The organism is Paraburkholderia sp. EG286B, from assembly GCF_040965655.1.
Lineage (GTDB): Bacteria > Pseudomonadota > Gammaproteobacteria > Burkholderiales > Burkholderiaceae > Paraburkholderia.
Genome location: NZ_JBFRCF010000021.1, coordinates 23,534 through 49,655, shown reverse-complemented (window position 1 = coordinate 49,655; position 26,122 = coordinate 23,534). Strand labels below are relative to the sequence as shown.

Annotated in this window: 26 protein-coding genes; 9 read left to right on the top strand and 17 right to left on the bottom strand. The window is 65.4% G+C overall.

Going from position 1 to position 26,122, the window contains the following annotated elements; genetic code table 11:
• Positions 1 to 2: 2 nt before the first annotated feature.
• Positions 3 to 1,004: a 2-dehydropantoate 2-reductase gene (locus AB4Y42_RS33770; RefSeq protein WP_368696561.1), complete on the bottom strand. Its 1,002-nt coding sequence runs from the start codon at positions 1,002 to 1,004 to the stop codon at positions 3 to 5.
• A gap of 4 nt (positions 1,005 to 1,008) precedes the next feature.
• On the bottom strand, positions 1,009 to 1,779 hold the full coding sequence (locus AB4Y42_RS33765) for a class II aldolase/adducin family protein (RefSeq protein ID WP_368696560.1): 771 nt from the start codon (positions 1,777 to 1,779) through the stop codon (positions 1,009 to 1,011).
• Between the two features lie 167 nt (positions 1,780 to 1,946).
• Between AB4Y42_RS33765 and AB4Y42_RS33760 the strand changes: the two genes are divergently transcribed.
• Complete coding sequence (locus AB4Y42_RS33760) at positions 1,947 to 2,390, top strand: MarR family winged helix-turn-helix transcriptional regulator (protein WP_368696559.1); 444 nt, start codon at positions 1,947 to 1,949, stop codon at positions 2,388 to 2,390.
• A gap of 44 nt (positions 2,391 to 2,434) precedes the next feature.
• Here the strand turns inward: AB4Y42_RS33760 and hpaI are convergent, their stop codons facing one another.
• The 7 genes from hpaI to AB4Y42_RS33725 are packed head-to-tail and all read right to left on the bottom strand — an operon-like array spanning position 2,435 to position 8,349.
• The gene (gene hpaI / locus AB4Y42_RS33755) at positions 2,435 to 3,217 is read right to left on the bottom strand and encodes a 4-hydroxy-2-oxoheptanedioate aldolase (protein WP_368696558.1); all 783 of its coding nucleotides are present in this window, start codon (positions 3,215 to 3,217) and stop codon (positions 2,435 to 2,437) included.
• A 16-nt stretch (positions 3,218 to 3,233) separates the two neighbouring features.
• Complete coding sequence (gene hpaH / locus AB4Y42_RS33750; RefSeq protein ID WP_368696613.1) at positions 3,234 to 4,037, bottom strand: 2-oxo-hept-4-ene-1,7-dioate hydratase; 804 nt, start codon at positions 4,035 to 4,037, stop codon at positions 3,234 to 3,236.
• A complete protein-coding gene (locus AB4Y42_RS33745; RefSeq protein WP_368689162.1) occupies positions 4,037 to 4,447 on the bottom strand; it encodes a 5-carboxymethyl-2-hydroxymuconate Delta-isomerase in 411 nt (136 codons plus the stop codon). The genes hpaH and AB4Y42_RS33745 overlap by 1 nt, the downstream gene beginning before the upstream one ends.
• Positions 4,448 to 4,471: 24 nt before the next feature.
• Entirely contained in the window at positions 4,472 to 5,335 is an 864-nt protein-coding gene (gene hpaD, locus AB4Y42_RS33740; protein ID WP_368696557.1) for a 3,4-dihydroxyphenylacetate 2,3-dioxygenase, read from the bottom strand.
• On the bottom strand, positions 5,335 to 6,792 hold the full coding sequence (gene hpaE, locus AB4Y42_RS33735; RefSeq protein ID WP_368696556.1) for a 5-carboxymethyl-2-hydroxymuconate semialdehyde dehydrogenase: 1,458 nt from the start codon (positions 6,790 to 6,792) through the stop codon (positions 5,335 to 5,337). Before hpaE ends, hpaD begins: the two co-directional genes overlap by 1 nt.
• Before the next feature lie 34 nt (positions 6,793 to 6,826).
• The gene (locus AB4Y42_RS33730; RefSeq protein WP_368696555.1) at positions 6,827 to 7,582 is read right to left on the bottom strand and encodes a fumarylacetoacetate hydrolase family protein; all 756 of its coding nucleotides are present in this window, start codon (positions 7,580 to 7,582) and stop codon (positions 6,827 to 6,829) included.
• Entirely contained in the window at positions 7,579 to 8,349 is a 771-nt protein-coding gene (locus tag AB4Y42_RS33725; protein ID WP_368696612.1) for a fumarylacetoacetate hydrolase family protein, read from the bottom strand. The genes AB4Y42_RS33730 and AB4Y42_RS33725 overlap by 4 nt, the downstream gene beginning before the upstream one ends.
• A gap of 188 nt (positions 8,350 to 8,537) precedes the next feature.
• On the opposite strand from AB4Y42_RS33725, the gene hpaR reads away from it, so the two are divergent.
• Positions 8,538 to 8,936, top strand: a complete 399-nt coding sequence (hpaR, locus tag AB4Y42_RS33720; RefSeq protein WP_368689335.1) for a homoprotocatechuate degradation operon regulator HpaR — start codon at positions 8,538 to 8,540, stop codon at positions 8,934 to 8,936.
• Positions 8,937 to 9,035: 99 nt separating this feature from the next.
• Here hpaR and AB4Y42_RS33715 read toward each other — a convergent pair whose 3' ends face one another.
• On the bottom strand, positions 9,036 to 9,347 hold the full coding sequence (locus tag AB4Y42_RS33715; RefSeq protein WP_368696554.1) for a thioredoxin family protein: 312 nt from the start codon (positions 9,345 to 9,347) through the stop codon (positions 9,036 to 9,038).
• A 628-nt stretch (positions 9,348 to 9,975) separates the two neighbouring features.
• Between AB4Y42_RS33715 and AB4Y42_RS33710 the strand changes: the two genes are divergently transcribed.
• A complete protein-coding gene (locus AB4Y42_RS33710) occupies positions 9,976 to 10,251 on the top strand; it encodes a hypothetical protein (RefSeq protein WP_028207911.1) in 276 nt (91 codons plus the stop codon).
• Between the two features lie 47 nt (positions 10,252 to 10,298).
• On the opposite strand, the gene AB4Y42_RS33705 is transcribed toward AB4Y42_RS33710, so the two are convergent.
• From AB4Y42_RS33705 to AB4Y42_RS33685, 5 genes are all read right to left on the bottom strand, one after another.
• Complete coding sequence (locus AB4Y42_RS33705; protein ID WP_368696553.1) at positions 10,299 to 11,567, bottom strand: winged helix-turn-helix domain-containing protein; 1,269 nt, start codon at positions 11,565 to 11,567, stop codon at positions 10,299 to 10,301.
• Positions 11,560 to 13,308, bottom strand: a complete 1,749-nt coding sequence (locus tag AB4Y42_RS33700) for an FAD-dependent oxidoreductase (RefSeq protein WP_368696552.1) — start codon at positions 13,306 to 13,308, stop codon at positions 11,560 to 11,562. Before AB4Y42_RS33700 ends, AB4Y42_RS33705 begins: the two co-directional genes overlap by 8 nt.
• Before the next feature lie 46 nt (positions 13,309 to 13,354).
• Entirely contained in the window at positions 13,355 to 14,344 is a 990-nt protein-coding gene (locus AB4Y42_RS33695) for a DedA family protein/thiosulfate sulfurtransferase GlpE (RefSeq protein ID WP_368689169.1), read from the bottom strand.
• 267 nt (positions 14,345 to 14,611) lie between these two features.
• On the bottom strand, positions 14,612 to 14,857 hold the full coding sequence (locus AB4Y42_RS33690) for a hypothetical protein (RefSeq protein WP_028207914.1): 246 nt from the start codon (positions 14,855 to 14,857) through the stop codon (positions 14,612 to 14,614).
• A gap of 454 nt (positions 14,858 to 15,311) precedes the next feature.
• Positions 15,312 to 16,961, bottom strand: a complete 1,650-nt coding sequence (locus AB4Y42_RS33685) for a methyl-accepting chemotaxis protein (protein WP_368696551.1) — start codon at positions 16,959 to 16,961, stop codon at positions 15,312 to 15,314.
• A 650-nt stretch (positions 16,962 to 17,611) separates the two neighbouring features.
• Between AB4Y42_RS33685 and AB4Y42_RS33680 the strand changes: the two genes are divergently transcribed.
• The 4 genes from AB4Y42_RS33680 (at position 17,612) to AB4Y42_RS33665 (ending at position 22,821) form a co-directional block, all read left to right on the top strand.
• Entirely contained in the window at positions 17,612 to 18,511 is a 900-nt protein-coding gene (locus AB4Y42_RS33680; protein ID WP_368689171.1) for a glutamate/aspartate ABC transporter substrate-binding protein, read from the top strand.
• A 609-nt stretch (positions 18,512 to 19,120) separates the two neighbouring features.
• On the top strand, positions 19,121 to 21,289 hold the full coding sequence (locus AB4Y42_RS33675; RefSeq protein WP_368696550.1) for a TonB-dependent receptor: 2,169 nt from the start codon (positions 19,121 to 19,123) through the stop codon (positions 21,287 to 21,289).
• 141 nt (positions 21,290 to 21,430) lie between these two features.
• A complete protein-coding gene (locus AB4Y42_RS33670) occupies positions 21,431 to 22,114 on the top strand; it encodes a Fe2+-dependent dioxygenase (protein ID WP_368696549.1) in 684 nt (227 codons plus the stop codon).
• A complete protein-coding gene (locus AB4Y42_RS33665) occupies positions 22,111 to 22,821 on the top strand; it encodes a PepSY-associated TM helix domain-containing protein (RefSeq protein ID WP_368696548.1) in 711 nt (236 codons plus the stop codon). The genes AB4Y42_RS33670 and AB4Y42_RS33665 overlap by 4 nt, the downstream gene beginning before the upstream one ends.
• Before the next feature lie 58 nt (positions 22,822 to 22,879).
• Here AB4Y42_RS33665 and cobF read toward each other — a convergent pair whose 3' ends face one another.
• Positions 22,880 to 23,653 carry a precorrin-6A synthase (deacetylating) gene (gene cobF, locus AB4Y42_RS33660; RefSeq protein WP_368689175.1) on the bottom strand — a complete coding sequence of 258 codons (774 nt, stop codon included), beginning with the start codon at positions 23,651 to 23,653 and terminating at the stop codon, positions 22,880 to 22,882.
• A 160-nt stretch (positions 23,654 to 23,813) separates the two neighbouring features.
• Here cobF and AB4Y42_RS33655 point away from each other — a divergent pair, with 160 nt between their 5' ends.
• A complete protein-coding gene (locus AB4Y42_RS33655; protein WP_368696547.1) occupies positions 23,814 to 24,401 on the top strand; it encodes a LysE family translocator in 588 nt (195 codons plus the stop codon).
• A 16-nt stretch (positions 24,402 to 24,417) separates the two neighbouring features.
• Here the strand turns inward: AB4Y42_RS33655 and AB4Y42_RS33650 are convergent, their stop codons facing one another.
• The gene (locus tag AB4Y42_RS33650; RefSeq protein WP_368696546.1) at positions 24,418 to 25,245 is read right to left on the bottom strand and encodes an AraC family transcriptional regulator; all 828 of its coding nucleotides are present in this window, start codon (positions 25,243 to 25,245) and stop codon (positions 24,418 to 24,420) included.
• A gap of 137 nt (positions 25,246 to 25,382) precedes the next feature.
• Between AB4Y42_RS33650 and AB4Y42_RS33645 the strand changes: the two genes are divergently transcribed.
• Positions 25,383 to 25,952, top strand: coding sequence for an N-acetyltransferase family protein (locus tag AB4Y42_RS33645; RefSeq protein ID WP_368696545.1), 570 nt, complete (start codon positions 25,383 to 25,385; stop codon positions 25,950 to 25,952).
• Positions 25,953 to 26,122: the final 170 nt, after the last annotated feature.

Below are 26,122 nucleotides of genomic sequence, written 5' to 3'. Positions count from 1 at the left end.
GGCTAGCGTATCTGGCGCGCCGCTTCGAGATTCGCGTCGAACTGGCGCGCCAGACCGTAGAGCATGCCGAGCGAGGGCGCCGCGACGCCCACACGCTGCGCCAGTTCATAGGGCGCGCCTAGCAGCGCTTCGACTTCGAGCGAGCGTTGCGCTTCGACGTCTTGCAGCATCGAGGTCTTGAACGCGCCGAGCTTGCGCGTGATCGCGTTGCGCTCCTCGATGGTCATCGCGAGGCGAATGCCGAGCGCTTCGCCGATTGCACGCGCCTCGACCATGACCGCGCTCACGAGTTGGGTCGTGAGCGGGTCGTCGAGAATCACGTCGGCGGTCGAGCGCGTGAGCGCACTGATGGGATTCATCGTCATATTGCCCCAGAGCTTCGCCCAGATATCGGCCTGAATCGGCGCGGCCTTCGTGACCTCGAAGCCGGCCCGGGCCAGCAGATCGCACGCTTGCTGCGCGCGTTCGGCCATGTGCGCCGAGCCCTCGCCGACGATCAGATGATTGCCGCCGCCCTTGCGGATCACGCCCGGCCCCGCAATCGACGACGACAGATGCACGACGCAGCCCGAAGCCTGCGCGGGCGGCAGCGCCTTGGAGACGACACCGCCCGGATCGACCGCTTCGAGCCGGCCGTTCGCGTGCGTGCCGCCGAAGCCGTGGAGGAACCACCAGGGCACGCCGTTCATCGCCGAGACGATATGCGTGTGCGGGCCCACCAGCGGCGCGAGCGAAGCGGCCGACTGGGCGAGCGCCTGACCCTTCAGGCAAACGAAGACGATGTCTTGCGCGCCGAGCGTGGCGGCGTCGTTCGTGGCGTTGACGGCATGCGTGTAGCGCGTGTCGCCTTCGACGATCGTGAGACCGTCGCGGCGAATCGCTTCCAGATGCGCGCCGCGGGCGAGCAGATTCACGGCGATGCCCGCGCGCGCCAGACGCGCCGCGATCAGGCCGCCGATCGCACCGCCGCCGACGACGGTGATCTTCTGATTCGGTGTGTTCAAACTTTCACTCCAGATAGGACGGGTCGATGCGCGTGACACGGCGGACCAGTGCGTCGAGCACGTTCTGGCCCGCGCCGTGTTCGGGCGAGAACTGCAAGGCGTCGCGCGTCGAGCGTTCGGTGATGGCGGGCGCGATCGGCAGCGTCTGGCCGCGCATCGAATCGGTCACGACCTGCACTTCGCACGCGCGGTTGAGCGTCCACAGCAGCGCAAACGCGTGCGCGAGGGTCACACCATGCGAGAGCAGCCCGTGATTGCGCAGGATCAGCAGCCGCTTGTCGCCCATCGACTTCAGGATGCGCGATTTTTCTTCGGCGTGCACGGTGATGCCTTCGAAGTCGTGATACGCGACCATGTCGTGCAACTGCGCCGAATAGAAGTTCGTATACGCGAGGCCGCCTTCCATGCACGCCACCGCGAGCCCTGCCGTGGTGTGCGTGTGCATGACGCAATGCGCGTCTGCCACGTTTGCATGAATCGCGCTGTGAATCACGAAGCCGGCCGGGTTGATCGGGTATTCGCTCGGGCTCAGGATATTGCCTTCGAGATCGATCTTGACGAGATTCGAGGCCTTGATTTCGTCGTACGTGAGCCCGAACGGGTTGATGAGGAAATGCTGGTGCGGCCCGGGCACGCGCAGCGTAATGTGATTGAAGATCAGCTCGGTCCAGCCCATCAGATGAAACACGCGATACACGGCGGCAAGCTGCACGCGCGCCGCCCATTCCGTGGGGTCGCACCATTCGGCGCGCGTGCGCTGGATGTTTTCATTCATGAATGTCTCCTCGTGGCGGGCTCAGATCAGGCCGATCCTACGCGCAAATAAATGCGTGTGCAAGCATCATATTTTCCATGAAATGCCTGCAGAAAAGGGCTCTCATCGATGCTATCCTGATGCCGTGGCCGCATTTCGCGGCCGGTGAAAACCTGGCGGGAAGATCCATGACGGGGAAGTACAACATCGCGGAGCTGTTCACCTACCGGCTCCATGTGCTCAAGAAGCAGACCGATCGCACGATGGGCGACGCGTTCGAGGCAGCGCTTTCCCTGTCGCTCACGGAGGCGCGGCTGCTGCTCAGCGTGGGCGCGTTCGGATCGCTGTCGGTGTCGGATCTCGGGCGCGTGTCGAATCTCGACCGCAGCCAGGCGAGCCGCGCCACCGACGTGCTCGAACGCAAGGGCCTGCTCGCCAAGACCTCGAACGAAGCGGACGCGCGCGGCGTGCTCGTGGCGCTCACGGCGCAGGGGCGCAGCACCTACCGGCGCGCCGCGACGATCTCGAAGGCGACGAATGAGGCGATTCTCGCCACGCTGAGCGAGCACGAGCGCGAAGTGCTGGCGAGCGTGCTGGCCAAGCTCGTGGCGCACGGGGAAGCGGGCGAATGAAGCGCCGCCCGCGCGTAATGGAGTGAGCGCAGAATGAACGCGCGTTAGCCGCGCGCCGCAGGCTGGCGGAATTTCGCGGCCAGTTCGCTTGCGCTGCGTGCGAGCAGGGACACGTCGCTGCCTACGGCGACGAATGTCGCGCCCGCTTCCAGATATTCGTTCGCGACGACGGAATCGGCTGCGAGCACGCCCGCGCCCTTGCCTTGCGCGCGCACGGTGCGAATCCCGTTGCAGATCGCCTCGCGCACCGGTGGCGAGCCCGGTTGGCCGAGCAGGCCCATCGAAGCGCTCAGGTCCGCGGGCCCGAAGAACACGCCGTCCACGCCCTCCACCTGCGCGATCGCTTCGAGCTGGGCGAGCGCGCTTGCCGTTTCCACCTGGACCAGCACGCACAGTTCTTCCGCCGCGTGATGCAGATAGTCGGCCGAACCATTCCAGCGCGAGGCACGCGCAAGCGCGCTGCCCACGCCGCGCACGCCGTGCGGCGGATAGCGCGTCGCGGCGACGGCGGCGCGTGCTTCGTCGGCGTTCTCGATCATCGGCACGAGCAGCGTTTGCGTGCCGATGTCGAGCAGTTGCTTGATGATGGCGGCGTCGTTGCGCACGGGCCGCACGATCGCGTGCGTGGGGTAGGGCGCGACGGCCTGCAGTTGCGCGAGCGTGCTGCGCAGATCATTGGGCGCGTGTTCGCCGTCGATCAGCAGCCAGTCGAAACCTGTGTTGGCAAGCAGTTCGCTCACGTACGCGTCGGCGAGTGCGGCCCACAGCCCGATTTGCGGGTGGTCTTGCGCGAGCGCGCGCTTGAACGGGTTGGCGGGTACGGCCATGATTTCGGCGTCCTGATCAGATGAAATGGAAGCCGATGCCGCCCAGCGGGCCGTAATCGGCATGGAACGTATCGCCCGCGCGCGCCGGAACCGGGGCCGTGAACGAGCCGCTCAGGATCACGTCGCCGGCTTCGAGGCGCTCGTCGTGCCGCGCGATCTTGTTGGCGAGCCACGCAACGCCGGTCGCCGGATGGTTGAGCACCGCGGCGGCCAGGCCGCTTTCCTCCACGGCGCCGTTCCTGTAGAGCAGCGCGCCGACCCAGCGCAGGTCCACGTCGAGCGGCTTCACCGGGCGGCCGCCCAGCACGACGCCCGCGTTGGCGGCGAAGTCGGAAATCGTGTCGAACACCTTGCGCGGCGCTTTGCTTTCGCGGTCGAACTGCTCGATGCGCGCGTCGATGATTTCGATGGCCGGCGTCACGTAGGCCGTGGCGTCGAGCACGTCGAAGAGCGTGACGTCGGGCCCTTGCAGCGGCCGGTTCAGCACGAACGCCAGTTCCACTTCCACACGCGGCGCGATGAAGCGGTCCGCGCGAATCTCGCTGCCTGCGGGGATGAACATGCTGTCGAGCAGCGGCGCGTAGTCGGGCTCGTCGATCTGCGACGCGCGCTGCATGGCGCGCGACGTGAGGCCAATCTTGCGGCCCTTGATCGTGTGGCCCGCGGCGAGCTTGAGCTTGACCCACTCGCGCTGGATCGCGTAGCCGTCGTCGATCGTCATCTCCGGATGCGACCGCGAGAAATGCCGCAGCTGAGTGCGCGTGCGTTCCGCTTCGTCGAGCCGTGCAGCCAGCTCGCAGATGGTTTGCTGATCTAGCATCATGAACTCACGTTTTTGAGCCGGGCGTGCAGGTTGTTGTGCTTCCACGCGCCTTCTTCGCTGAACTCGACGATTTCGAGCGAGAGCGCGAGGCCGTGCGACGCGAAGGCTTGGGCGAAGTGCTGCTTGATCGCCTCGAAGAGCGCCTCGCCCGTCGCCCGGCGCACGGCCTGGGAGCGGCCCGCGCCGATTTTCAGGCAGCCGTGCAGGAAGGCGTTGCCGGGATCGCCGTCGGCCACGAAGTACTGTTCGCAGCGCAGCGCGCGCGTGCGAATGCCGCCGCGTGGATAGACGCGTGCGCCGCTTTCATCGCGTTGCGCATCGAGCACGTGGGCAAGCGATTCGCATAGCTGACCCATGCTGCTCGCGTCCGCGAGATTCGCGCTGTATTCGAGGGTGAGATGGGGCATGGCGTTCTCCCGTGCTTAAGCCGCTTAGACCGGCAGCGGCGTGACCGGCAGGATGGCGTTGATCTGCCCGGTGCCGGAACTGCCGAAATACGGCGTGACGACTTCCGCGCGGCCTTCGTAGCGGTCCCACCCCAGCGCGCCGAGCAGCATGGCGGTGTCGTGCATGCCGCCTTCGCCCCAGCACTTTTCGTTGTACATCGGCAGCATGGCGCAAAAGGTTTTCCAGTCGCCGCGCTCCCACATCGCCACGACGTTGCGATCGGTCGCTTCGAGAAACGGGTCCCAGACCTTGTGCATGAAGGCTTCGGCCGTGCCGTTGTTGGCGAAGTGGTGGCTGAGCGATCCGCTCGCGAGTATCGCCACCGTGCCGTCGTAGCGCTCTTCGATCGCGCGTCGCACGGCGAGGCCGAAGCGCGCGCTGGTGGCGAGGTCGTGCCACATGCACCAGCCCGCGACCGAAACCGTGCGGAAATGTTCGTCGCCGTTCATGTAGCGCATGGGGACGAGCGTGCCGTATTCGAGGTCGAGCGTCGTTTCGCTATGGGCGCGCGTCTTGACGCCCATTTCGTTCGCGACATCGGCAATCAGCTGGCCAAGCTGCGGATTGCCGGGATACGCATACGGCATGTTCTTGATGAAGTGCGGCAGCTCGTTGCTCGTGTAGACGCCTTCGAAGCGCGGCGCACAGTTGATGTGATACTCGCTGTTCACGAGCCAGTGCACATCGAACACGACGATCGTATCGACGCCCAGCTCGCGGCAGCGGCGGCCGATCTCGTGATGGCCGTCGATGGCCGCCTGGCGGCAGCCCTTGTGGGGACCGTCCAGTTCGGAGAGGTACAGCGAAGGCACGTGCGTGACCTTGGCTGCCAGCGCAAGTTTGCCCATTACACGCCCCAGTGCGGAATGTGATGCGAGCCGAGCGAAACACACACGTTCTTCGGCTCGAGGAACACTTCGTAGCTCCACGTGCCGCCTTCGCGGCCCACGCCCGAAGCCTTCGTGCCGCCGAACGGCTGGCGCAGGTCGCGCACGTTCTGGCTGTTCACGAAGCACATGCCCGCTTCGACGGCGGCGGCCACGCGCAGCGCGCGGCCGGTGTTCTCGGTCCACACGTAGCTGGACAGACCATAGGCGATGTCGTTGGCCAGGCGGATCGCGTGCGCCTCGTCGTCGAAGGGAATCAGGCACGCCACCGGGCCGAAGATTTCTTCCTGCGCAATGCGCATGCGGTTATCGACATCGACGAACACGGTCGGCTGAACGAAGTTTCCGTTCTTCACCGCGTCGGGCAGCGCCGGCGCGTCGAGGCCGCCACACGCGAGCGTCGCGCCTTCCTTCGGGCCGAGTTCGATATAGCTGCGTACTTTCGCGAGATGGCCCTGGCTGATCATCGGGCCGACGATGGTTTTCTCGTCGAGCGGATCGCCCACGCTGATGCGCTTCGCACGCTCGACGAAGCGTTCGGCGAACTTCGCGTAGATCGAACGCTGCACGAGAATGCGCGAGCCGGCCGTGCAGCGCTCGCCGTTGTTCGAGAAGATCATGAACACGGCGGCGTCGAGGGCGCGCTCGAAATCGGCGTCGTCGAAGATCACGAACGGCGATTTGCCGCCCAGCTCCATCGAGAACTTCTTGAGGCCCGCAGCCTGCACGATGCGGTTGCCCGTGGCCGTCGAGCCCGTGAACGAAACCGCGCGCACGTCGGGGTGCGCGACGAGCGGCTCGCCCGCTTCCTTGCCATAGCCGTGCACGACATTGAGCACGCCCGCCGGAATGCCGGCATCGAGCGCGAACTGGCCGAGCATCGAGGCCGTGAGCGGCGACAGCTCGCTCATCTTCAGCACCGCGGTATTGCCGAACGCGAGGCAGGGTGCGACCTTCCACGTGGCGGTCATGAACGGCACGTTCCAGGGCGAGATGAGCGCGCACACGCCCACGGGATGAAACAGCGTGTAGTTCAGATGCGTGGACGTGGGGTAGGTGTGGCCGTCCACGGCGGTGCAGACTTCGGCGAAGTAGCTGAAGTTGTCGGCGGCGCGCGGCACGAGTTGCTTGCCGGTTTGCGAAATGGTCTGGCCCGTGTCCTTCGTTTCGGTCTGCGCGATTTCGGGCACATGCTTCGCGATCAGCTCGCCGAGCTTGCGAATCGCCTTCGCGCGCTCCGCGGCGGCCGTGGCCGCCCAGGCGGGAAAGGCGTCTTTCGCGGCGCGCACCGCGAGATCGACTTCCTCCGCGCCGCCGCGCGCCACTTCCGCGAGCACGTCCTGGTTGGCCGGATTCACGGTCTCGAAGTAGTCGCGCCCGCTGTGCGCGCGGCCGTTGATCAGATGGTCGATTCGCATGTCTAACGTAGTCCGTGTTCGATTTGTTGGCGGATCAGCGCCCGTAGTCGGCGTCGCTCGCGATGGTGTTGACGAGACGGCCCAGACCGTCGATCTCGCACACCACTTCGTCGCCCGCATTCACGTTGACGACGCCTTCGGGCGTGCCGGTCAGGATGACGTCGCCGGGGGCGAGCGTCATGAAGCCGCTCAAATATTCGATGAGTTCCGCGATGCCGGTGACGAAATCGCGCGTGTTGCCGTTCTGTTTGAGTTCGCCGTTCACGTAAGTGCGCAGGCCGAGTGCGTTGACGTCGGCAACGTCGGCGGCGTCGACGAACCAGGGGCCGAGCACGGTGCCGCCGTCGCGGTTCTTCACGCGCAGATTCGGGCGGTAGTAGTTCTCCAGATAGTCGCGGATCGCGTAGTCGTTCGCGATCGTGTAGCCGGCCACGTACTGCATGGCGTCCTCGCGCTTCACGTGCTGCGCGGTGCGGCCGATCACGACGGCAAGCTCGCACTCGTAATGCATGAAGGTGACGTCGGCGGGGCGGCGCGTGGTGCCGCGATGGCCGATCACGCTGCCCGGCCCCTTGAGGAACACGAGCGGCTCTTCCTGCTTCGAGAACTGCAGTTCTTTGGCGTGCTCGGCGTAATTGAGCCCGAGTGCGAAGATCGTGCCGGGCTCGAACGGCGCGAGCCAGACGACTTCGCGCTCCTCGCGCAGGCGGCCGTCGGCGAGCCGCACGCGATTTCCCTCGGGCGTGGCTTCGTGGATGGCGCCTGCGTAGGCTACGCGTCCGCGCGTCATGCTTGTACTCCTTGCGCTTCACCTGCCGCGACGAATTCGATTTCGAGTGGCGCCCAGTCTCCAATGGAGATCGCTGCACGCGCACCGGCCTGCACCACGGGTGCGCCATGCGGCACGCCGAGCGTGATGACGTCGCCGGGGGCGAGCGTCATGAAGTCGGTGACATCGGCGAGCAACTGGGCGACGCCGCGAACGTTCGTAGCCGTTGTCGCACGGAAGGCCGCGCCGCCTTCGACATTCACCGCAATGGCAAGCTCGTCGGGATCGGCCACATGCCGGCGCGCGACCACGGCGGGGCCGATGACGCAGAAGCTGTCGCGCGCGCGAAACCGCACCGAGGGGCGGTAGACGCTCGCGTGCGGCACGCTCAGATCGGCCACGAGCGTATACCCCGCGATGTAATCGAACGCTTCGTGTGCGGCGACGCGCGCGGCGGTGCGCCCGATCACGACGCCGAGCGACGCGCCCACCTGGACGCCCTCGCTGCCCGGCACGGCCACGCGCGTGCGGTGGCCCGCGAGCGTGTTGCGCGGCTTCAGGTAGAGGATGGGCGCGCGCGGCGGCGCCTTGTAAGGGGGCGCGTTCACGGCGTCGCCCAGCGCTTCGAGCGCGTGACGGTCGTTGAGCAGCGTGCCGTAGACAGCGCCGCTCACCGGCGCCCGGCAACGCGTGCCCGTGGCGAGCAGCTTGCGCATGGCGGCGGCGCTGACGTCGCGCGGCAAGGCCTCGCCTTCGACGTGCAGCAGATGATCGGCAACGGAAAACATGGCTTGGATGGGCTTCACGGAAACACTAATATGTGAGTGATAGTGCGCTTGCTATCATCCGTCGTCAATCGTCGATGAGAATTTTTCGGGTTTCCCCCAGGGCCTGTCCTCGAATTCCTCGTTTAGCTGAAACCGCCATGTCCGATACTTCGCGTCCGACCACTCGCGTTGCGCACCGCAATCTGCCCATGCTGCTGCTGCGCGCGCGCGAAAAGATGATGGAACGCTTTCGCCCGCTCATCACGGCGCACGGTCTCACCGAGCAGCAGTGGCGCGTGATCCGCGCGCTCAACGAAAGCGGACCGCTCGAGCCGCGGCAGATTTCCGACCTCTGCACGATATCCAGCCCGAGCATGGCGGGCGTGCTCGCGCGTATGGAAACGCTTGGGCTCGTGACGAAGGAGCGTTTCGCCGACGACCAGCGGCGCGTGCTCGTCTCGCTCACGAAGAAGAGCCATCAGCTCGTGAAAGCGATTTCGAAGGAACTGGAGGCGCGCTACAAGGCGCTGGAAGCGGAGGTGGGGCCGGAGGTGGTCGAGCGTGTGTATCGCGCGATCGACGATCTGCTCGCTGGCCTGGAGGCGTGAGCGCGGCGCGCGCCTTCGGGCGCGCTCGCGGGCAAAGGTGAGGCTTTTCGGGAGCGGTCCGCGCAGATCGTTCGGACCGCGTAGGAGGGCCGCGCGCGACTACGCGAGCGAAGCGAACGCCTCGTCGAGTTCGGCGGCGTTTTGCGGACGCACGACACGCGCGACCTCCACGCCGTCGCGCAGGAAAATGAGCGTGGGCCAGAGCTTCACGCGAAACGAGCGGCCGAGCGCGCGGCCCGGTCCGTCTTCCACTTTCAGGCGACGCACCTGCGGATTGCGCTCGAACGCCGCGCCGATCAGCGGTTGCGCGCCCTGGCAATAGCCGCACCAGTCGGTGCCGAATTCGACGACGGCGGCCCCGCTCAGCGAGTCGATTTCGTTGCGGGCGGGCGCGTGCGTGGCGTAGCTCATCGTGTGATTCCTCGTAATGGCATCTGCAGACATCCACGTACGATACCGCAACGCGCGGCATCGTTCAGACTTCGTATCGGCGGCCCACATGGACGTTTGCGCGAGAGGTGAGGCTTTTCGGGAGTGAGCAGGTTGGCACCTGGTCACGCACCTTGAACGGAACGGTGCGAGCGCGCGGGTTGCGCCGTCACGAGCAAAAGTACCTTGAAAACAAGGGCGAAACGCCAATCCGGCGCGTGATGCGGTGAGCGCGAACCGATCGGCGGACGCACTCGAAGCGGCGTGAATCCACGCTTCGAAGCACAAAGGTGAGCGTTTGCGGGAGAGGCCGGAACGCGCCATCGGCGCTCGTGAGAAACGATGCGAGGCACCTGCCGATCTATCGTGCGAAACCCACCTTAGCCCTGATTTCAAGGCATTTTTTAATCGCCTGGCGTGACGAAGCGACAAGCCGTCGCGCTCGCCGCCTCGGCGTGTACGCGGCAAAGGTGAGAAGATTCGGGAGTGCGCCTGCCGTCGGCCCTCGCGCCGCCGGGCCTCGAATGGACGCCCGCACCCGATGGGTATATAACATTGAAAAGTGCGGGATTCTTTTGACTACTGCTCACCAAGGGAGATCGACTTCATCATGACGAGCGACGACAAGCAAAAGCAGGACGCTCAAAAGCCTGGCGCCGGTTCATCGCAACCGGATCTGGAGAGTCTGAACGCCGCCTTCAGTCACGTCGACGAAGGCGTGAAGTCCGGCAAGATCGCGGCGGGCGCGGCCAAGGGCCTCGTCTTCAGCCTCGTCGAAACGCTGGGCGCGCTGGTGGGCGACCCCGACCTGCCGCAACACGCGCGTTCGGGCTACGAAGGGTTGCTCGAAGCCGCGCGCGAGCTGCGCGCCAAGCTGGAGCACTAATCGTTCTTAACGCGTGCGGCGGCTCTGGCGGGTCGGCAGCCGCACGCTCACGCAGCCAGCAGGGCGGCCGCGAGGCCGTCCGGCGCGGCGCCGATGCGCAGCTCCGGCGTGCCGTGCCAGTCCGCGCAACGCTGCAGCGCGCGGCGCAAGTCGGCAACCAGACGGCCGCTCGCGCGCACGCCGGGCTCCAGATGCAGCGACTTCACCTCGAACACCTGCTGCCCCCGATGCGCCTTCGCGTCGATGCGCCCGATCAATCGCCCGCGATTCAAGATCGGTAGTACGAAGTAACCGTACTTGCGCTTCGCGGCCGGTACATAGCATTCCATGGCGTAATCGAAATCGAATAGCGCGAGCGCGCGCTTGCGATCCCACACCACCGGATCGAAGGGCGAGAGCAGGGTCGTGACCGTGGAGGCGAGCTTGCCGCTCGCCGCTTCGTCGATGAGCGCCGCGTGCTCGCGATGCACGAACGCGTCGTGCTTCCAGCCTTCCACGCGCACGGGCAGCAGCTCGCCCGCGTCGGCGAGTGCGTGCAGGGCATCGGCATACGGGCGGCGCGGCAGGCGGAAGTAGTCGGCGGCCCAGTCCGCGCGGATCACGCCGAGCGCGCGGCAGGAGCGCAGCAGCAGCTCGCGTTCCGCGTCGGCGCGTGGCGGCAGGTCGCGCGCGTCGTTCCAGTGCGGCAGCACGCGCTCGGCCACGTCGTACACGCGCTGGAAGTTGTGCCGCTGGGCCACCATCAGCGCGCCGGTTGCGAACAGCACTTCCAGATGCCGCTTCTCCGGCTTCCAGTCCCACCAGCCGCTGCCTTTGGCGCCTTCGGCGCGCGCGAAGTCGGCGGAACGCACGGCGCCCCCGGCGCGAATGCGCTCGAGCAGGGCGTCGATCTCGTCGCGGTATTGGTCATGCCACTCGGCTGCGTATTTCCAGCCCATGCCGGAAGGATCGAGCATTCGATGGCGCAGCAGCCCGTAGTCCTCGATGGGCAGGAAGCAGGCCTCGTGCGCCCAGTATTCGAACAGGCGCCCTTGCGCGAGGTGCGCGTCGAGCCACGCCGGCTCGAACGCGCCGATGCGGCTGAACAGCACGAAATAGGGACTGCGCGCGACCACGTGGATCGTGTCGATCTGCAACTGCGCCATGCGGCGGATCGCGTCGAGCACGTCGTCCTGGGTCGCCTTGCGGCGCGGCGGCGCAAGCAGCCCCTGCGCCGCGAGGTGCAGCGTGCGGGCCGCCGCGAGCGGCAGCACTAGCGAGGAACCGGCTTCGGCAAGCGTGGGCGCTTCTGCAACCTCCGCAGCGCGCTCACGCATGGACGCCCGCGACCACCGTCACCGGCCGCAGCGCCGCGAGCCGTTGGTGGATCTGCGCGACCACGGCCGCGCCTTCGCCCACCGCCGCGGCCACGCGCTTGGTCGAGCCCGCGCGCGCGTCGCCGATCGCGTAGACGCCTTCCACCGAAGTCGCGAGGCTGCACGACTCGTTGTCGCCGGTCAGCACGAAGCCGTGCGGGTCGAGCTCCACGCCGCATTCCCGCAGCCAGCCGGTGTTCGGGTCCGCGCCCGTGAAGAGGAACAGATGGCGCGAATCGAAATGGTCGACGCCCTCCGGGCACGGCATCTTCAGGCGCACCGCGGCGAGGCCGCTCGTGTCTTCGTCGAGGCCGCCGATCTCGCTGTGCCCATGCACGCGCACATTCGAGAGCGAGGCGATCCGGTCGATCAGATAGCGCGACATCGTCGATTCGAAACCGGCCTTGCGGATCAGCACGTCGATCTGGCGCGCGTGCGTGGAGAGATAGACGATCGCCTGGCCCGCCGAATTGCCGCCACCCACGAGCACGATGTTCTCGTGCTTGCAAAGCTTCGCCTCGACCGGCGAGGCCCAGTAGTAAATGCCGCGCCCCGTGTAGCGATCGATGCCCTCGATCGCGGGCTTGCGATACACGGCCCCGCTCGCGATCACGACCGTATGCGCGCGCACGTCGCCGCTACAGGTTTCGAGGCGGCGCGGTTCCTCATCGCAGATCAGCTTGCGCACCGAGACCGGAATGGCCACGTGCGCGCCGAACTTCTGCGCCTGCACGAACGCGCGGCCCGCGAGCGCCTGGCCGGAGATGCCGGTGGGAAAGCCCAGATAGTTTTCGATGCGCGAGCTGGCGCCCGCCTGGCCGCCGGGCGCGCGCGAGTCGAGCACGATCACCGAAAGGCCTTCGGAAGCGGCATAGACCGCCGTGGCGAGACCGGCCGGTCCGGCGCCCACCACGGCGACGTCGTAGACGCGCTCGCCGTCCAGTTCGGGCAGGATGCCGAGGGACGTGGCCAGTTCGGGCGCGCTGGGACGGCGCAGCACCGAGCCATCGGGGCAGATCACGAGCGGCAGGTCCTCGCAGCGCGCGGCGAAGCGCTCGATCACGCCGCAAAGCATGCCTTCGTCGCGCTCGTCGAGCACGGAATACGGATGGCCGTTGCGCGAAAGGAAGCCTTGCAGCGCAACGAGCGTGGGATCGTCGTGCTTGCCCACGAGAATCGGGCCGCCCGCGCCCTTTTCGATCAGCGAGACGCGGCGCAGGATCAGCGCGCGCACGATGCGCTCGCCGAGTTCGGCTTCGGCGACGATGGCCGCGCGCAGCCGCTCGGGCGGAATCAGGATCGCATCGACAGGTTCGAGCGCCGTGCCGTCCACGAGCGCCGGGCCGCCCGAAAGCTGGCCCACTTCGGCGAGAAAATGCCCGCGCCCATGCTCGACGATGAGCCGCTCGCGGCCCAGCCCGTCGCGCTGGGACACTTTCGCCGAACCGGAGAGCAGCACGAACATGCCGGGGCCGGTTTCGCCCGTGCGAAAGAGCAACTCCCCTGCCGACCAGTGGCGCTCTTCGCCGAAGCGCGCGAGGCGCGCGATTTCGTCGTCGGTGAGCTGGGGGAACATCTGATGGCGCCGCGTGGAGAGCGTCGAGAACGGCGCTTCGGCGGGTTGCGGCTGCGTGTCGGAGTGGCGGCTCGCGGAAGGAAGTTCCGCAGATTCCGGAACCTCGGCTTCGGTGATCGTGCCCATCTGGCGGTTCTCCTCGTGCGGGCGGCTCGGGAGCGGGCCGCCCGGATCAGACAGCTTTAGGCGTGATGTTGACCGGGACGTCGGCGTGGGCGTGCAGCTGGAGCGACTCGAGCGTGCGGCCGGCGTCGCGCCACGCATCGAGACCGCCCAGTAGCGGCACCACGTCGGTAAAGCCGGCCTCGGCGAGCTTCTTCGCCATCCAGGCCGCGGAAATTTCATTGGGGCACGAGCAGTAGATCACGAGCTTCTGGTCGTTCGGGTACTTGCCGACGATCTCGTCGAGCTTGCGCTCGTCGGCGAACAACGCACCGGGGATGATGTACGGATCGAGCTTGCGCTTTTCTTCTGAACGAATGTCGAACACGACCGGCGGCGGCTTGGCGCCCATCGCGCGGTAAAGATCTTCCACCGTGATGCGCGCGTTCGCGAGCTTTTTGATGAGCTGGCGGCGGCGCTGCCAGCGGTAGGTCGCGTAGAGCACGAGCAGCACGGCCACCACGACGAGGGCGAAGCGGCCAAGCCGGCTCGCGCCGCTCATCAGCATGTCGATCTGCGGCGCGAACATCACGCCGACGAGCAGGCCGGTGCCGGACCACAGCGCCGCGCCGATGCCGTCGAAGCCGACGAACTGGCGGTAGGGCACGCCCATCGCGCCGGCCATCGGCACGGACACGAGCGACAGCCCCGGCACGAACTTGGCGACGGCGAGCACGCGCACGCCCCAGCGGCCAAAAAAGCGCTCGGTTTTTTTCACGCAGGTGTCGCGCGAGAGCGAGAGCTTGCAGAGCGTCTTGAGCGTGTTGCCGCCGTAGAGGCGCCCGGCCATGAACCACACGCTGTCGCCAATCAGCATGGCGAAGATGGCGAGCCCGAGCACCGGCGCGACCTGCTGGCCGATCGAACCGGGATGCATGGCCGCCATCGCGCCGAACAACACGAGCGCGGGCATCGCGGGCACGGGCAGCCCAAGCGATCCGGCGAGCACATTGATGAACACCAGCGCAGGCCCGTATTGCGCGACGAGGTCATGTAGCATCGGCTTACTTCCGTTGCGCCGTCAGGCGAGGAACGGGAAAGATAGGAGGGTAACGTAAAGATTATGGACGCATTTCGAAGGCGTGCAAGCGACCCCCCTGTACGCGCGTGAGAATGCCTGCCGAGTGGGACAGGCATGTGAAAAAAGCGCCGGATTGAAACGAGAGAAACGCGAGGTGTTCGCGAGATGCGCGCGATGAGTGGAAAGCGACAGAACGCGGCACACGAGACTGCGCGTGCCGCGTTCGTGCCGGCAGTTTCCGTGCGCTTAACGCGTGTGTGATTCCCCGGGCAGCTCGGCGCCTTGTGCGCGAATGGCCGCGATCAGCTCGGCCGGCGTGATTTCGTAACGCACTTCGCGATGGATGCCCGGCTTGCGCTCGTCGACTTCGACCAGCAAGAGGCTTTTGCCGTCGGCCGCCGATTCGAGGCGCAGTGAACGCAGTTCGCGTCCGGTCGCGTCGTCATGCTCGGTGAGCAGGGTCATGTTTCCGGAAGACCCGGTCGTGCGCATTGATGTTGTCCTCGTGCGTTGGGTGGTCGAGCCATTGTACGGGGTCGGCTGCGCGGCGTGTTTATGCAAGTGAGCGCAGACACACACAGCGAGATCGCTGTGCCGCGACCCTGGCCAGCCAGTGTAACGCGACTCGCCGCGGCAACGCCCGTTTTTGCGCGCCCTGCAACGGGCCATGCGAAATGCGTTGCGCGTTGCACCGCTGTCATGGTTGCGAAGCAAAGCGATGCCAGGCGCCAGGCGGGCGCAGCAGAAAAAACGGCCCACCCGGGCAGGCCGGGCGAGCCGTTGAAACGCCGTTGTTACTCGGATCAGCAAACCGGGGTACGGCTTGCTGACGGTTTTCATGGTGCCGCCCGCGCGCCGCACTGTCGAGATGGGACTAACGCCGATCTCTCAGACCAATAGACGAAGCCTCCCGGCTGCGTTTGCGGCGAGGCGCGCGAGCCGGTCGTTATGCTGCGATCTCCTCGGCCGCTTCGGCAAGATTGACGCTCCGGCGGCGCGCCGGGGGGCGGGCGGGCTTCGCGCGCGTGGCCGCCTCGGCGCCCGCCACGGTAAAGAGGCGCACGGCCTCGTCGAGCACGTCGGCCTGCTCGGCGAGCCGCTGCGCCGTGGCGGCGGCCTGCTCGACGAGCGCGGCGTTCTGCTGCGTGGCGCTGTCCAGATGCGCGACGGCCTGATTGACCTGGCGGATGCCTTCGGCCTGCTCGCCGCTCGCGTTCGCGACCTCGGTGATGATCGACGAGACACGGCTCACGGCTTCGTCGATCGAGCGCATCTGCGCGGTCGTGTTGCCGACGAGGCGCGTGCCCTCGGCGATCTCGTTGACGCTGGCGTCCACGACCTGCTTGATCTCTCTTGCCGACGCCGCGCAGCGCTGCGCGAGCATGCGCACCTCGCCCGCCACCACGGCGAACGAGCGGCCGGCCTCGCCGGCGCGCGCGGCTTCGACGGCAGCGTTGAGCGCGAGGATGTTGGTCTGGAACGCGATGCCGTCGATCACGCCGGTGATGTCGCTGATCCGGCGCGACGCGTCGGTGATGCCCGTCATCGTGCGCTCCATCTGCGCGGCGATCGAGCCGCCCTCGGCCGCGGCGGATTGCGCGTCGCGCGCGAGATCGAGCGCGCGGGCGCTGGCTTCGGCGTTGGCCTGCACGGTGGTCGTGAGCTGATCCATCGTGGCGGCGGTTTCTTCGAGCGATGCGGCCTGCATTTCAGTGCGGCGCGAGAGATCGAGATTGCCGCTCGAGATTTCGTGCGCAGCGTCGAGCATGCCGTCGATCTGCGAGCGCACGTCGAACACGATCGCCGTGAGATTGGCTTGCAACTGGTTGAGCGCCTGGAGCACGTCGCCGAGATCGTCGTTGGTCGCGACCGCGAGCGTGGCCGTGAGGTCGCCCGCGGCCATGCGCGTGGAGGCCGTGGTCATCTGCGCGAGCGGTGCGCCGAGGTGGCGCGTGGTCAGACGCCAGGCGCCGAGCGCACACACGCAGGCCGCGCCGAATGCACCCCAGAACGGCAGCGGCGGCAGGCCCTGCCAGGCGGCGAAGCCGGCCGCGGCGAACACGGCGGGCACGGCGCCATAGCCGAAGGCGATACGCGTGGCGATCGGCACGCGCAGCAGCGACTGCAGCGCGCCCACGAGTCCCGTGCGCACCACCGAGCCGTGGCGCAGCCGCACGCCTTGCAGACGGCCCTCGCGCATTTGCGCGTAGAAGGCTTCGGCCGTGCGGATTTCTTCGCGCGTGGGCTTCACGCGCACGCTCAGATAGCCGACCACCGTGCCCTGCTCGGAGACTGGCGTTACGTTCGCGCGCACCCAGTAGTGGTCGCCGGACTTGCGGCGGTTCTTGACGATCCCGGTCCAGGGACGGCCATCGCGAACGGTCTCCCACAAGTCGGCGAACGCTTCGGCCGGCATGTCGGGATGACGAATGATGTTATGTGCCTTGCCGATCAGCTCTTCTTTCGTGAAGCCCGACACCGCGACGAACGCAGGATTGCAGTACTGAATGCGGCCCTTGAGGTCGGTGGCCGAGACGAGCATCTGCGAAGCGGGATAGTCGAATTCCTGTTGCGTGACGGGTTGATTGTTGCGCATGAGATTCCTTCGATGGGGCCGCTTGAGACCCAACAACACAGCGAGGCTTAACGGCATTTCCCTTACAAACTTTAGGGGTATGCACGCGTGAGGCAGGTCTGAGCCGATCCGCGGGCAGCGAGAAAATCCGTTGTGCTATCAATGGATTGGCGCGGATGTTGGGGGCTGTATGCACAGACTTTTCCCCGTTAACTGTGGACAAGTCCAATGCCTCCAAAACGTGCAACTTCTCTGTCGCTTGGCGCATTGACGTTTGCGATCAGGGACTTAGGTTCGCTGTCCAGAAGTTGTGCACAGGGCTGCCAACAAAATCTGTGGAAAAGACGGGTGAGTTTCGAGGCGCTGCGAGACGCTGTTGCCGCGATTGGGAACGCCATGGGTTAACCGAAACGCATCAAGGACTTGATGCGGTCTTCCAACGGTTACGCACAGGGCTGCCAACAAAATGTGTGGACAAGTCATGGCGCGCGGAACGGTTCGTGTTGCCAACGAAACCGGCCTCGACGGCGGCGCTTCGAACGGCGCGCCTTCACCGGCGACTTAACCTTGAGTTATGTCGACGTAACCGATTTCAATTGCCGCCTCGCTGCAAGGCATGAATACTCGAGTGCGGCGCACGAAGCGCCGACGGACCATCCGGAGGAGACTCAATGAAAAAAGTTACAACGCTCGCAGCCGTCGTCATGGGATGCACGTATCTCGCACCGGCTCAGGCGCAGGACGCCACGAGCGCTACCCTCAAAAAAATCCGCGATACAGGCGTGATTTCCCTGGGCGTGCGGGAATCGTCAGTGCCGTTCTCCTACTACGACAGCGAGCAACACACGATCGGCTATGCGCAGGACATCGCGCTGAAGATCGTCGACGAGGTGAAAAAGGAGCTGAAGCTCGACAAGCTCACGGTCAAGGAAATTCCGATCACTTCGCAGAACCGCATCACGCTCGTGCAGAACGGCACGATCGATATCGAGTGCGGTTCGACCACGCACACGAAGGATCGCGACAACCAGGTCGCCTTTACGAACAGCTTCTTTCAGTATGGCGTGCGCCTGATTGCGAAAAAGGATTCCGGCATCAAGGATTTCCCCGATCTCGCAGGCAAGACGGTGGTGACCACGGCGGGCACGTCGGAGGACCGGCTGCTGCGCGAGATGAACAACGACAAGAAGATGGGCATGCAACTCATCGCCGCCAAGGACCACGCGGAGTCGTTTCTCAACGTGAAGACGGGGCGCGCGGTCGCGTTCGTCATGGACGAGCCGCTGTTGTACGGGGCGCGGGCCAAGGAAGCGGACCAGCAGGACTACGTGATCACCGGCACGCCGCCGCTCTCGGAGGTTTATGGCTGCATGGTGCGCAAGGACGATCCCGTCTTCAAGAAACTGGCCGACGGCGTGATCGCTCGCATGCAGACTTCGGGTGAAGCGCAGCGGCTGTACACGAAGTGGTTTACGCAGCCCGTGCCGCCCAAGGGGATGAACCTGAACTATCCCCTGTCCAACGAGAATCGGGCGCTGTTTGCGCATCCGAATGATCGGGCGCTCGACTGATCGCAGGTTTTCAATGTGGCGGCCGCAAGCGCGCAAGCGCGCGGCCGCCACGCAACGCGCGCTTATTTCGCTTCCCCTTCCTGCCATTCTTCGGTCGCTTCCACATCCCCCGCAACCGAGTAAAGCACGCGCGTATTGCGGCGCGGAGCCGATCGGTATTCTCCGGCGCAGCACCGCTACGCTCGACGGGGCGATTGGCGCCCTCGCGCAGCAATTGCGCGAATGAGCGCAGTTAGCCTGGAGCAACGCTTTGAATTTATTTCGGCATGCAGATGATATGTGCCGCGCGCACAGGTTTTAATCAGACGATTCATCGGCGTGCCCATTCTTTCGTCATTCGTAAAATTACATTTACCTTGATGTCACCAATGGTGTCGCTAAAACGGTGTCGCTAAAACGCCAATTCCATTTGAAAGAATATGCAAGATATGGAATGATATCGATTCTCATTACCGTGGACATTTCCGCGGCCAAACAACAAGACCAGCCAGCCTAGCGTCGTTTCCCTCGGTCCTTTCGGGGCGGCCCAGCCAGCCAATCGACCCGTGTCGTCCACGCCAGCTATCCGCGTGTCGCACGGCCGGGTCATACGCCGTGTACAGGGACCTCATGTTGAACCGGACGCCGCTCGCGAGTGCGCTCGCGCTGACCTTTGCTGTGCCTTTCGCTTCGTCTGCACTCGCCCAAAGCGAGCCTGCCGCCGCTACGGCGGCAAGCGCCACGAACACCACCACGCTGCCCACGATCGCCGTATCCGCCCAAAGCGATGCCCGGGACTTCCAGGCGGATCGCTCGACCGTCGGCGCGAAGACGCCCACCGCGCTGCGCGACATTCCGCAGTCGGTCACGGTGATCAACAAGGCCGTGATGCAGTCGCAGGGCGCCACGTCGTTCCAGGACGCGCTGCGCAACGCGCCCGGCATCACCATCGGCGGAGCGGAAGGCGGCCAGATCGGCAACAACATCAACCTGCGCGGCTTCACGGCGCAAAACGACATCTACCTCGACGGCTTTCGCGACCGCAACCAGTACTACCGCGACACCTTCGACCTCGAATCGATCGAAGTGCTCTACGGCCCCTCGTCGATGCTGTTCGGCCGCGGCTCCACGGGCGGCGTCATCAATCAGGTCACGAAGCAGGCGAACCTCAAGCCGCTCACCGAAGTGTCGACCACGATCGGCACCGACGACCGTTATCGTGCGACGCTCGATGTGAACCGTCCGCTCGGCGATCACGCCGCCTTTCGTCTGAATGCGTTCGGCCAGTCGATGGGTTCGACGCGCGACGTGATGAAAAACAAGGACTACGGTTTCGCGCCCGAGTTGCGCTTCGGCATCGGCACGCCGACCGAGGTCACGATCTCGGCGCTTATCCAGCACAACTACGACATGCCGGACTACGGCGTGCAGGCGGTCAACGGCCGTCCATTCGCCCCTTCGAAGAGCACGTTCTACGGCCTGACCGACGACCGCACGATCCAGGACGTGCAGACGGTGCAGGCGCGCGTGGAGCACCGTTTCAACGACCAGTTCAAGCTCACCAACCAGACGCAGTTCTCGCACTCGCTCACGGACGCGCGCGAGACCGCGCCCGGCGCGGTGCTGACGGGCCCGCTTGCTTCGAGCACGGCGCTCAAGAACGGCAACTTCACGAACCTGCCGCTCGAAGATCTCTACATCAAGCTCGCGAGCCACGATCGCGTGATCGAGAACCACTCGATCTACAACGATACGATGGCGCAATACAAGTTCACCACGAGCTTTCTGAAGCACGAGATGCTCGCGGGCATCGAGGTGGGCCACGACAGCTACACGAATCAGGCCTATACGCGTAACAACCTGCCGATTCTGTCGCTGCTCAACCCCGTCTATATCTCGACGCCATCGAACGTCACGACGACGGTCGGCAATCACGCGGAGTCGGGCGCAAACACGTTCGCGGCCTACTTCAACGAGACCATGTCGATCGGCGAGCACTGGAAGCTCATCGGCGGCGTGCGTTGGGATCGCTTCCAGGCGCATATCGCCAACACGATCAGCGCGCCGGCCTACGCGGATCAGACCAACACGTTCACGAGCGTGCGCGCGGGGGCGATCTATCAGCCGACCGACTGGCAGTCGTACTACTTCTCGTACGGCACCTCGTTCGATCCGTCGCTCGAAGCGCTCACGGTCACGAACAACACGCAAAACCTCTCGCCCGAACATACGAAGTCGTATGAAGTCGGCGCGAAGTGGGACCTGCTGGGCGGCAATCTTTCGGTGACGTCCGCCTTCTTCCAGCAGGAGATGGACAACGCGCGCACGCAGACTTCGACGGGCGAGTACACGCTCGAAGGCGATATTCGCGTGCGCGGCTTCCAGGCGGGCGCGACGGGTCACATTACGAACAAGTGGCAGATGTTCGCAGGCTACACCTACATGGACGGCGTGGTCCTCAAGGCGCTCGACGGCACCCAGGGCAACACGCCGGCGAATACGCCGCGCAATACCTTCACGCTGTGGACCACGTACGCATTCACGCCGCATTGGGAGATTGGCGGCGGGCCGACCTATATGTCGGCGCGTTACGCAGCGAACACGAATTATGTGGAAACCGGCGGCTACACGCGCTGGGATGCAACGGCCGCGTACCACGAAAAGAAGTGGGACGTGCGGCTCAATCTGCTGAATCTGACCAACAAGTTCTACTACGACGCCCTCATCCAGTCGGACGGTGGGCGGTCGGTGCCGGGTATCGGTCGCACGTTCCTCGCGACGGCCGATTACCGGTTCTGACACCCGAGTGTTACGTGTGCGCCGAGCGTTTTTGCGTGCCGTCGCGCGAAGCCCGCATAATGCGGGCTTTTTGCGCAACGGCGCGCATGCACATGAACGCGGCCGCCTTGCCGCTTATGCGGCACAACGAAGGAATTGACGATGCTGGTTCACGTCCCCAACGTATTGACGCCCGAGCAGGTGCGCACTCTGCGCGCGCGGCTCGACAACGCGGGCGACGCCTGGGTGGACGGCCGCGCAACGGCCGGCTGGTCGGGTGCGCCCGTGAAGCGCAATGTGCAGATCGCCGAGCACACGCCCATCGCACGCGAGCTCGGCGACATGGTGCTCGCGGCCATCGAGCGCAATCCGCTTTTCATCAGCGCGGCGCTGCCCAACCAGGTGTATCTGCCGCTCTTCAACCGCTATGAAGGCGGCATGACGTTCGGCAGCCACGTGGATGGCGCAGTGCGTGTGCTGCCCAACGGCGTGAAGCTGCGCACCGACGTTTCCTGCACGCTCTTTCTCTCGTCGCCCGACGAATACGACGGCGGCGAACTCGTGGTCGAAGACACCTACGGGGTGCAGGAGGTCAAGCTGCCGGCGGGCGACATGATCGTCTATCCGGCCACGAGCCTGCACCAGGTCACGCCGGTCACGCGCGGCGCGCGTGTGGCGAGTTTTTTCTGGGTGCAGAGCCTCGTGCGCGACGACACGAAGCGCGCGCTGCTCTTCGACATGGACACCGCCATCCAGCGCCTGAACGCAAGCGACGCCGACGCCCAGGCGCGGCGCAGCCTCGTGGGCTGCTACCACAATCTTTTGCGACTCTGGAGTGAAACATGAGCTTTTCCGATACCGCCGAGATCGACGCGCCGGCAACGCCGCGCACGTATCTCGACGCCGAACAGCGCGACGAACGCGCAAAGCGTTCGCGCCGTGCGACCTTCATCAAGTGGCTGCGCAAGCTGCACGGCTGGGTAGGCCTGTGGGGTGCGGCGCTCGGCCTGCTGTTCGGCGCAACGGGATTCGTGCTCAACCATCGCGCCGAACCGCTGCGCATTTCGCCGGGCGCGCCGCAAGTCTCGACGGTGCAGATCGCCGTGCCCGACCCCGCGCCCGAAACGCCGCGTGAGATGGTGAAATGGCTGCGCTCGCAACCGGATCTCAAGTTGCCCGCGCGCATGGGCCGCGTGCAGAAGGAGCCCGAGCACAACGTGGCCTGGGGCGACCGCGAGGTCGTGCAGCCCGAGCATTGGCAGATGATGTTCACGTCGCCCGGCGAGAGCGTGATGGTCGAGTACTGGGTGGGTAACGACAAGCTCACGCTCAAGCGCAACGACAACTCGCTCGTCTCGACGATCACGAACCTGCACAAGGGTACGGGGATGAGCGTCGGCTGGGTGCTGTTCATCGACAGCTTCGCCGGGGCGCTCATTCTGCTTTCGCTCACGGGCGTGCTGCTGTGGACGGAGCTGAACAGGCGCAAGACGGTGGGCGCCGTGCTGTTGTTCGGCTCGATTATCGTGGCGGTATGCGTCGGGCTGGCGTAAGCCTCGACGTGTGAACCCGGCAACGGGCGCGAACGCCGAGGTTCGCGCCCCTTCTGTTTCAGTCTTTCACGCCGCGCTTGCGCAGCAGATAGGTGTCCATGATCCATCCGTTCGCTTCGCGCGCCTCGGCGCGAACGCGGACGATCTCGTCTTTCACGTCTTCGAGCCGGCCCGCCATCAGGATCTCGTCGGGGGTGCCGACATAGGCGCCCCAGTAGATATCGAGTGCTTCGCCCGCGAGCTGCGCGTACGCGTTCTGCGCGTCGAGCATGACCACCGCGCTGTCCACGTCCTGCGGAAAACCGCCCTCCGCGAGCCGCCTTCCCGTCGTGATGCTCACCGGTTTGCCGATGAAGTTGAGCGGCACGCGATGCTTCGCCGCGAGCGCCTGCACGCTGCTGATGCCGGGAATCACCTCGAAGTCGAACGCGAGCCGGCCATCGGCCAGGATCGAATCGAGAATGCGGATCGTGCTGTCGTAGAGCGACGGGTCGCCCCAGACGAGAAACGCGCCGCATTGGACGTCGGTCAATTCCTCTTCGATCAGGCGCTCGAATACGCGCTGCTTGTCGCGGTTGAGCTCGTCCACGGCGGCCTTGTAGTCGAGACCTTCGTCGCGGCGCCGCTCGGGGCTCGTGGCTTCCACGATGCGATAGTCGTGGTCCTGGATGAAGCGGGCGCAGATTTCCTTGCGCAGCGCGACGAGCTTGTCCTTGGCCGCGCCCTTGTCCATCACGAAGAACACGTCGGCCGCGTTGAGCGCTTCGATGGCCTGCACGGTCAGGTACTTCGGATCGCCCGCGCCGATGCCGATGATGAGGATCTTTTTCACGTTGCAGTTCCGGAATGGGAGTCGTCGGTGCGGCGCAATGATAGCGCGAGTTCCGCGCGGTGCCGCGCTCGCGGGCAGGGCAATTTTCTTCAATACGCGGGCGGCGCGCGCGTCTACCCTCGACGCATGTTGATCGCCCCTGAGCGTAGCGAGGAAAACCGTGAGCACTGCCTTGTCGATGGCCGCCTTCGCGCTGGCCACTTCCATTACCCCCGGACCCGTCAATATCGTCGCGTTGAGTGCGGGCGCGCGCTACGGGCTGCGCGCGAGCCTGCGCCACGTCACGGGCGCGACCGTGGGCTTCACATTGTTGCTGCTGCTGATCGGTCTCGGCATGCAGGAACTGCTCGCGCGCCTGCCGTTTCTCACGCGCGCGCTCGAATGGGCGGGCGTGGCTTTCCTGCTGTACGTCGCCTACCGGCTCGCCACCGACGATGGCCGCATCGACTCTCCGAACGCGGCGCGCGGTCCCTCGCTGATGGTGGGCGCCACGATGCAATGGCTCAATCCCAAGGCGTGGCTCGCCTCGGTGGCGGGCATGGGCTTATATGCGGCATCCGGCGAGAATGCGCTCGTCTGGCAGTTCGCCGCGATCTATTTCGTGGTGTGCTACGTGTCGATTGCGTGCTGGGCGTGGGCGGGCGCGTCGCTGCGCCAGGCCTTGCGCGAACCCGCACGCGTGCGTTTCGTGAATCGCGCGATGGCGTTGTTGCTGGCGGGCAGTGCGGTCTGGCTGGTGCTCGCCTGAACGCGCGACGGCTCCGTTAGCCGCGATACTGGCCAGGCGTCGCGGCAACGAACTGGCGGAACGCGCGCTGCAGATGTGCTTGATCGGCGAAACCCGCTTGCGCCGCCACATCGGCAATGGCGTGCCCGCGACGCAGTTGTGCGCGGCTGAACTCGATCCGGCGGTTCACGACATACGCGTGCGGCGTCATGCCATATTGCTCGCGAAATGCGCGAATGAGGTACGAAGGCGAAAGATCGGCGGCGGCGCAGATCTCTTCGAGCTTGAGCGTGCGCGTGTAGTTGCCGTCGATGAATTCGGCCGCGCGCGCGAGGCGCTCGTTCGGTTCGCGTGCGCTGACCGGCGCAGGATTCAGGGACTGCTGGAGCCTCGAGAAATAGGCGACGGCGGCGCATTCCTTGCGCAATGCCGACTCATTTGTGTCGACGAGCAACGCGTAGAGCGCGTTGAGCCCGTCGAACAAATCGCGCTCCCAGCTCAAGGTCTGTTCGAACGGGCGAAAGCCCTCGTGCGCGCCAAAGCCCAGGTCGTGTTGCAGATTCGCGAGCCACGCGGTGTCGAGATAGAACATGCGGTAGGCCCAGGGCTCGTCCGCGGCCGGGTTGCAGGCGTGCACGGCTTCCGGGTTGATGACCACCACCGCGCCCGCGCTGATATGCGAGAGCGTGCTCCCGTTCAGGTAGGTGCTGCGCCCGCCCGTGACCGCGCCGATCGAGAACGTGCTGTGTGCGTGGCGGCCGTAGCGGACCTTGCGGCCGTCGGCGATGGCGCGCACCTCGATGAACGGCAGGTCAGCGTCGCGCCAAAAGTAGGGTTGTGCGTCGGACGTCGTGGCTTGCGGCATGGGAGACCTCGGAGTGATGCTGCGTGCATCGAGCGACGCAGGTGGTCCATATTAGCGTAACGCGAGCAGGCAGGGGGGACGTGATAGGCTTGTTCGATTCGCGCGGGTGATTCCCTTTCCATTGCCAGGCACTGCACATGAACGAAACGAAGCCAACGCATGCAACAAACGCAACAAACGCAACGAATGCAACGATTCGCCCGTTGACCGAGCAGGACGCCGAGGCGTTTCATGCCATGCGTTTGTACGCGACCGAAAATTATCCTGCCGGCATCGTCCCGACCTATGAAGAGGAATCGAAGCGCACGCCCGAAGAGAGCCGGGCCCGGGTGCGCGCCACGGAGAACCAGGTCGTATTCGGCGCATTCGTGGGCGACACGCTCGTCGGCATCACCGGCCTCATGCGCGAGCCGCGCCGCAAGCTCGCGCACAAGGGGCTCATTTGGGGCGTGTTTGTCGATCCCGCGTGGCGAGGCGCCGGCATCGCCAGGCAATTGCTGGAAGGAGCCATCGCTCATGCCCGCGCGCTAGGCCTTCTCCAGGTGCAACTGGTGGTGAGCGTGCTGAACCCCCGTGCCCAGGCACTCTACCGCGCGTGCGGCTTCGTGCGCTACGGGGTCGAGCCCCGCGGCCTGTGCATCGACGGCGAGTACGCCGACGACGAACTCATGGTGCTCTTTCTCGACGACCCCGCCGAGCCCGACTGAGCGCCACGCCGTGGCCGGACAATGCGCAACGCAGCGCGAACGTCAAGTGTGGTGTAACGCACAGTGCGCTCGGGCGAATTATGCGTAGTCATCATTTCGTCATACCTGAACGTCGATAATCCACCGCGAATAAATTGGCCAACGTGTCCCGAGCTGCGCAACCATAGCGC

What these genes read in the sequence shown, in the direction of transcription:
- AB4Y42_RS33710 (WP_028207911.1), top strand. Translation starts at nt 9,976, where the DNA reads ATGACGAGCGACGACAAGCAAAAGCAGGACGCTCAAAAGCCTGGCGCC.
- AB4Y42_RS33745 (WP_368689162.1), bottom strand. Translation starts at nt 4,447, where the DNA reads ATGCCCCATCTCACCCTCGAATACAGCGCGAATCTCGCGGACGCGAGC.
- AB4Y42_RS33730 (WP_368696555.1), bottom strand. Translation starts at nt 7,582, where the DNA reads ATGACGCGCGGACGCGTAGCCTACGCAGGCGCCATCCACGAAGCCACG.
- AB4Y42_RS33715 (WP_368696554.1), bottom strand. Translation starts at nt 9,347, where the DNA reads ATGAGCTACGCCACGCACGCGCCCGCCCGCAACGAAATCGACTCGCTG.
- AB4Y42_RS33670 (WP_368696549.1), top strand. Translation starts at nt 21,431, where the DNA reads ATGCTGGTTCACGTCCCCAACGTATTGACGCCCGAGCAGGTGCGCACT.
- hpaE (WP_368696556.1), bottom strand. Translation starts at nt 6,792, where the DNA reads ATGCGAATCGACCATCTGATCAACGGCCGCGCGCACAGCGGGCGCGAC.
- AB4Y42_RS33680 (WP_368689171.1), top strand. Translation starts at nt 17,612, where the DNA reads ATGAAAAAAGTTACAACGCTCGCAGCCGTCGTCATGGGATGCACGTAT.
- hpaR (WP_368689335.1), top strand. Translation starts at nt 8,538, where the DNA reads ATGCTGCTGCTGCGCGCGCGCGAAAAGATGATGGAACGCTTTCGCCCG.
- AB4Y42_RS33725 (WP_368696612.1), bottom strand. Translation starts at nt 8,349, where the DNA reads ATGTTTTCCGTTGCCGATCATCTGCTGCACGTCGAAGGCGAGGCCTTG.
- hpaI (WP_368696558.1), bottom strand. Translation starts at nt 3,217, where the DNA reads ATGGCCGTACCCGCCAACCCGTTCAAGCGCGCGCTCGCGCAAGACCAC.
- AB4Y42_RS33700 (WP_368696552.1), bottom strand. Translation starts at nt 13,308, where the DNA reads ATGGGCACGATCACCGAAGCCGAGGTTCCGGAATCTGCGGAACTTCCT.
- AB4Y42_RS33685 (WP_368696551.1), bottom strand. Translation starts at nt 16,961, where the DNA reads ATGCGCAACAATCAACCCGTCACGCAACAGGAATTCGACTATCCCGCT.
- AB4Y42_RS33765 (WP_368696560.1), bottom strand. Translation starts at nt 1,779, where the DNA reads ATGAATGAAAACATCCAGCGCACGCGCGCCGAATGGTGCGACCCCACG.
- AB4Y42_RS33675 (WP_368696550.1), top strand. Translation starts at nt 19,121, where the DNA reads ATGTTGAACCGGACGCCGCTCGCGAGTGCGCTCGCGCTGACCTTTGCT.
- AB4Y42_RS33665 (WP_368696548.1), top strand. Translation starts at nt 22,111, where the DNA reads ATGAGCTTTTCCGATACCGCCGAGATCGACGCGCCGGCAACGCCGCGC.
- AB4Y42_RS33645 (WP_368696545.1), top strand. Translation starts at nt 25,383, where the DNA reads ATGAACGAAACGAAGCCAACGCATGCAACAAACGCAACAAACGCAACG.
- AB4Y42_RS33705 (WP_368696553.1), bottom strand. Translation starts at nt 11,567, where the DNA reads ATGCGTGAGCGCGCTGCGGAGGTTGCAGAAGCGCCCACGCTTGCCGAA.
- AB4Y42_RS33760 (WP_368696559.1), top strand. Translation starts at nt 1,947, where the DNA reads ATGACGGGGAAGTACAACATCGCGGAGCTGTTCACCTACCGGCTCCAT.
- AB4Y42_RS33695 (WP_368689169.1), bottom strand. Translation starts at nt 14,344, where the DNA reads ATGCTACATGACCTCGTCGCGCAATACGGGCCTGCGCTGGTGTTCATC.
- hpaH (WP_368696613.1), bottom strand. Translation starts at nt 4,037, where the DNA reads ATGCTAGATCAGCAAACCATCTGCGAGCTGGCTGCACGGCTCGACGAA.
- AB4Y42_RS33650 (WP_368696546.1), bottom strand. Translation starts at nt 25,245, where the DNA reads ATGCCGCAAGCCACGACGTCCGACGCACAACCCTACTTTTGGCGCGAC.
- hpaD (WP_368696557.1), bottom strand. Translation starts at nt 5,335, where the DNA reads ATGGGCAAACTTGCGCTGGCAGCCAAGGTCACGCACGTGCCTTCGCTG.
- AB4Y42_RS33690 (WP_028207914.1), bottom strand. Translation starts at nt 14,857, where the DNA reads ATGCGCACGACCGGGTCTTCCGGAAACATGACCCTGCTCACCGAGCAT.